Genomic DNA, 4,030 nt, shown 5'->3' on the forward strand with positions numbered 1-4,030 from the left:
GGCTGCTGGTGGCGATTTTTGCCACGATGAACATCATGTGGATCGCCATCGCCCAGTATACGGGAATGTTCACCGGGATGCGCAGCGACGTGAAGCAGGTGCTCAACATCGCCGAATGGGTCCTGGCGACGCCGACGCTCTTCTACAGCGGATGGGTCTTTTTCCGCGGGGCCTGGTACGGCCTGAAAAACCGCTTCATCAACATGGACGTGCTGGTGGCCACAGGCGCCACGCTGGCCTATCTCTACTCGCTCTGGGCGATGGTGACGGGCAAGGGCGAGGTCTATTTCGATTCGGTGACGATGATCATCACTTTCGTGCTTTCGGGCAAATATCTGGAAGTGCTCAGCAAGAAGCGGGCCGCCGACACGATGGACGCCCTCTCCAACGCTCTGCCGACGGAGGTGACGGTGGTGGAGAACGACGAGAAGGCGATGATCCCCGTCGAGGAGGTGAAACCGGGCGACATCATCGAGATCCGTCCGGGCGAGAAGGTGGCGATCGACGGGGTCGTCGTAGCGGGCGAGGGGAGCTTCGACGAGAGCTCGCTCACCGGCGAGAGCGAGCCCATCTACAAACGTCCCGGCGACGAGATCGTCAGCGGCTCCGTGGCGCTGGATGGCGTGGTGCGCTACGAAGCGACGAAGGATTACAGCTCCTCGATGCTCACGACGCTGGTGGGGCTGCTGGAGGAGTCCCTGACCAAAAAGCCGAAGATCGAGCAGCTGGCCAACGAAGTGTCGGGATATTTTTCGGTGACGATCCTCTCCATCGCGGCGCTGACCTTCATCGGCTGGTTCTGGATGAGTGGAGAGTTCGAGCGGGCGCTGGTGGTGAGCATCTCGGTCATCGTCATCGCCTGCCCCTGCGCCCTGGGGCTGGCCACGCCGGTGGCCACGCTGATCGGCATCAACCTCGCGGCGCGGCGCGGCGTGCTCTTCAAGGAGGCGGCCTTCATCGAGACGATGGCCAAGGCCGACACGCTGGTGCTGGACAAGACCGGCACCATCACCGAGGGCAAGCCCCACGTGGTCAGTTACGAAGCCTACGCCGATTACGATCCGAACTGGCTCTACGCCCTGGTCAAGAGCTCGATCCACCCCGTCAGCCACGGGATCGAAAGGTATCTCAAAGAGCATCACGAAAACCTGCGGGAGGTGCCGCTGGAGGAGGTGAAGCAGATCCAGGCCCGCGGCATCCGGGCCCTCTGTGAAGGGCACGAACTGCTGGGCGGCAACGGCAAACTGATGGAGGAGTTCGGCATCGAGGTGGACGGGGAGAGTGAATACACCCTCTTTTTCTTCGCCGTGGACGGTCGGGTCGTGGCGAAGTTCGAGCTGCGGGATCTGCCCAAGCCGGGAGCCAAAGAGGCGATCGAGGAGATCAGAAAACTGGGTATCGACGTGGTGATGCTCACCGGAGACAACGAAAAGGCCGCGGCAAGAGTGGCCGAAGAGGTGGGCGTGCCCCACTATCGGGCCGGGCTTTTCCCCGAAGAGAAGGCCGAAGAGATCGACAGACTGCACGCCGAAGGGCGTGTGGTGGTCATGGCGGGCGACGGGATCAACGACGCTTTGGCACTTTCAAAAAGCGACATCGCCATCGCGATGGGAAGCGGTTCGGACGTGGCTCTGGAGGTCAGCGACGTGGTGCTGCTGGACGATCGCATCACGTCGCTGCGCGACGCCTTTCTGATCAGCCGCCGGACTTTCAAGTTCGTCAAGCAGAACCTCGCCCTCTCGGTCATCTACAACTCCATCACGATTCCCCTGGCGGTGGCGGGGTACGTGATCCCGCTGGTGGCGGCTCTGTCGATGAGCCTCAGCTCGCTGCTGGTGGTGGGCAACAGCATGCGGATCAAGAGTGCGTTCAAAGAGAAGTGAATGGTATAATAAGAGGATCAAGGAGGCCCGTATGGACGCATTGAAACTCGAATCGCTGCCACACTATACCTACGAAGACTACAAAGGGTGGGAAGGTGACTGGGAACTGATCTATGGCGTGCCTCACGCTATGGCACCTTCGCCGGTAAAGATTCATCAGAAACTGATGGGGCGTATTTTCTCGCTGCTGGATGAAATGTTGAAAGAGTGTCCGGAGTGCGAAGTGTTGCTGGAAGAGGATTGGAAAGTCAGAGAGGACCTCGTCCTGCGTCCCGATGTCGCGGTCGTGTGCCGAGATACGGAAACGCGATACATCGCCAAGACCCCCGAAGTTATCTTCGAAATCCTCAGCCCCTCCACGGCGGATCGGGACGAAAACCTCAAATACGCCATCTACGAACGCGAAGGGGTGAAGTACTACATCCTCGTCTACCCCGAAGAGTTGACCGCGAAAGTTTTCAAAAACAGGGAGGATGGATTAAAAAAAGTGGGGGATTATACGATGGAAACGTTGGATTTCACGGATGTGAGCTGTCCGGTGACTTTCGACTTCGACAAGCTCTTTTCCCGCTTTAGATAATCGGTATCTTTAAGCCCCCGCCCAGTCGGGGCGTGATAGCATAAAAAAAATCAATACAAAAGGATGGCGTATGGAATACATCGATATGAGCTCGGACGAGTTTCTGGCGGAGCTGGAGAAGACGAAAAAATTCACCGACAAAGTCTGCAAGCAGTTCGGATGGGTCTACAATCCGATGGAGGATGTCAACGAAGGGGTGCAGATGGGTCTGGCGCGCAACAAGATGCTCTACGGCAAGCGGTGGTGTCCGTGCTACATGGTCGTCGAGGACGAAAACGGCAACCATGTCAGCGCCGACAACCGCCTCTGCCCCTGCAAACCGGCCATCGAACGCGAGATCCCCGAAGAGGGCAAGTGTCACTGCGGGATTTTCTGTACGCCGGAGTACGCGGCGACGCACGAGCATTGATCGTTGAAAAAAAGGATGGAAATGGTCGTACATATCGTGATGTTTCGGTTCAAAGAGGAGAACAAGGCGGCGAATCTTGAGAGGGTCAAAGAGATGCTCGAAGCGCTGCCCGAAAAGATTCCGTCGTTGAGGTCGATGGAGGTGGGGATCGATTTTCTCCATTCGGAGCGCTCGATGGATCTGGTGCTCACCTCCACGTTCGACGACCGTGAGGGGCTGGACGCCTACCGGGTGCATCCGGCCCATGTCGAGGTGGTGAACGTGATCAAAGAGGTTTCCGAAGAGAGCCGGGTGGTCGACTACGAAAAGGGTGCGTAAGTGAGCAGCGGAATTTTGGCGATGATGCTGGGGGTCTCCACGCTGCTGGGAGCCTTCGGACTCTTCGCGCTGCTGTGGGGACACAAGACCGGCCAGTTCGAAGACAAGCACAAATTTCTCGACGGGGCGCTCTACGACGGCGAAGAGGAGCTAAAAGACGCCGTGATGATGCAGAAGAAGCGCGAAGAGATCGAAAAAAAGAAGCGTGACAAAAGGCGCGAAGACAAACGGGTGATGCCCGATTAAAGTATTGAGTGTTGAGTGCTGAGTATTGAGTGGAAAAAGGAAATAGAATGTATCCAGCGGGGATGCCGACGGGTGGACATGTGATCAATACCGGAGCGCTGCCGGGCTTTTTGACCTGGGCGGCGCTGATTTTGCTGGTGATGGGTCTGGTGTGGGTGATAGAGCGACGGTGAAGGCGCTTTTTCTGGACCGTGACGGGGTGATCAATATCGACCACGGCTACGTGAGCCGGGTGGAGGATTTCGAATTTGTCCCAGGGATTCTCGATTTTATAAAAACAGCCCAGAAAAAGGGCTATCTGCCCATCGTCGTGACCAACCAGTCGGGGATCGGAAGAGGCTATTACAGCTGTGAGGATTTCGAAAAACTGACGGACCATATGCTCGAAAAGATGCGTGAAGCGGGCATAGAGATCGACCGGTCGCAGGTGTTCTTCTGCCCTCACGATCCCGACGAAGGATGCGCCTGCCGCAAACCGATGCCCGGAATGTTCCTCGAAGCGGCCGAAAGATTCGGCATCGACATGAAAAATTCCGTCATGATCGGTGACAAACCCAGCGATATCGAAGCGGCGAAGCGTGCGGGAGTGGGGCG

At 57.5% G+C, this 4,030-nt stretch carries 6 protein-coding genes and 1 pseudogene; all 7 read left to right on the forward strand.

The window, feature by feature from the left end:
* A partial coding sequence (locus Q1K23_RS08250) for a cation-translocating P-type ATPase (RefSeq protein WP_300363733.1) occupies positions 1-1,883 on the forward strand: 1,883 nt, incomplete at its 5' end.
* Positions 1,884-1,914: 31 nt separating this feature from the next.
* Positions 1,915-2,463 carry a Uma2 family endonuclease gene (locus tag Q1K23_RS08255; protein WP_300363735.1) on the forward strand — a complete coding sequence of 183 codons (549 nt, stop codon included), beginning with the start codon at positions 1,915-1,917 and terminating at the stop codon, positions 2,461-2,463.
* 70 nt (positions 2,464-2,533) lie between these two features.
* Positions 2,534-2,857: pseudogene (locus tag Q1K23_RS08260) on the forward strand (ferredoxin-thioredoxin reductase catalytic domain-containing protein); the annotation flags it as partial.
* A gap of 36 nt (positions 2,858-2,893) precedes the next feature.
* A complete protein-coding gene (locus Q1K23_RS08265; protein WP_300363736.1) occupies positions 2,894-3,190 on the forward strand; it encodes a Dabb family protein in 297 nt (98 codons plus the stop codon).
* Positions 3,191-3,436 (forward strand): cbb3-type cytochrome oxidase assembly protein CcoS, encoded by a 246-nt coding sequence (gene ccoS / locus Q1K23_RS08270; RefSeq protein WP_300363737.1) that lies wholly within the window; start codon positions 3,191-3,193, stop codon positions 3,434-3,436.
* Between the two features lie 47 nt (positions 3,437-3,483).
* Positions 3,484-3,609 carry a hypothetical protein gene (locus tag Q1K23_RS08275; protein ID WP_300363738.1) on the forward strand — a complete coding sequence of 42 codons (126 nt, stop codon included), beginning with the start codon at positions 3,484-3,486 and terminating at the stop codon, positions 3,607-3,609.
* Positions 3,588-4,030 (forward strand): D-glycero-beta-D-manno-heptose 1,7-bisphosphate 7-phosphatase (gmhB, locus tag Q1K23_RS08280; protein ID WP_300363739.1); only part of this gene is annotated, 443 nt, incomplete at its 3' end. The genes Q1K23_RS08275 and gmhB, both read left to right, overlap by 22 nt.

Source organism: Hydrogenimonas sp., from assembly GCF_029933015.1.
In the GTDB taxonomy this organism is placed as follows: domain Bacteria; phylum Campylobacterota; class Campylobacteria; order Campylobacterales; family Hydrogenimonadaceae; genus Hydrogenimonas.

What these genes read in the sequence shown, in the direction of transcription:
- Q1K23_RS08255 (WP_300363735.1), top strand. Translation starts at nt 1,915, where the DNA reads ATGGACGCATTGAAACTCGAATCGCTGCCACACTATACCTACGAAGAC.
- Q1K23_RS08265 (WP_300363736.1), top strand. Translation starts at nt 2,894, where the DNA reads ATGGTCGTACATATCGTGATGTTTCGGTTCAAAGAGGAGAACAAGGCG.
- Q1K23_RS08275 (WP_300363738.1), top strand. Translation starts at nt 3,484, where the DNA reads ATGTATCCAGCGGGGATGCCGACGGGTGGACATGTGATCAATACCGGA.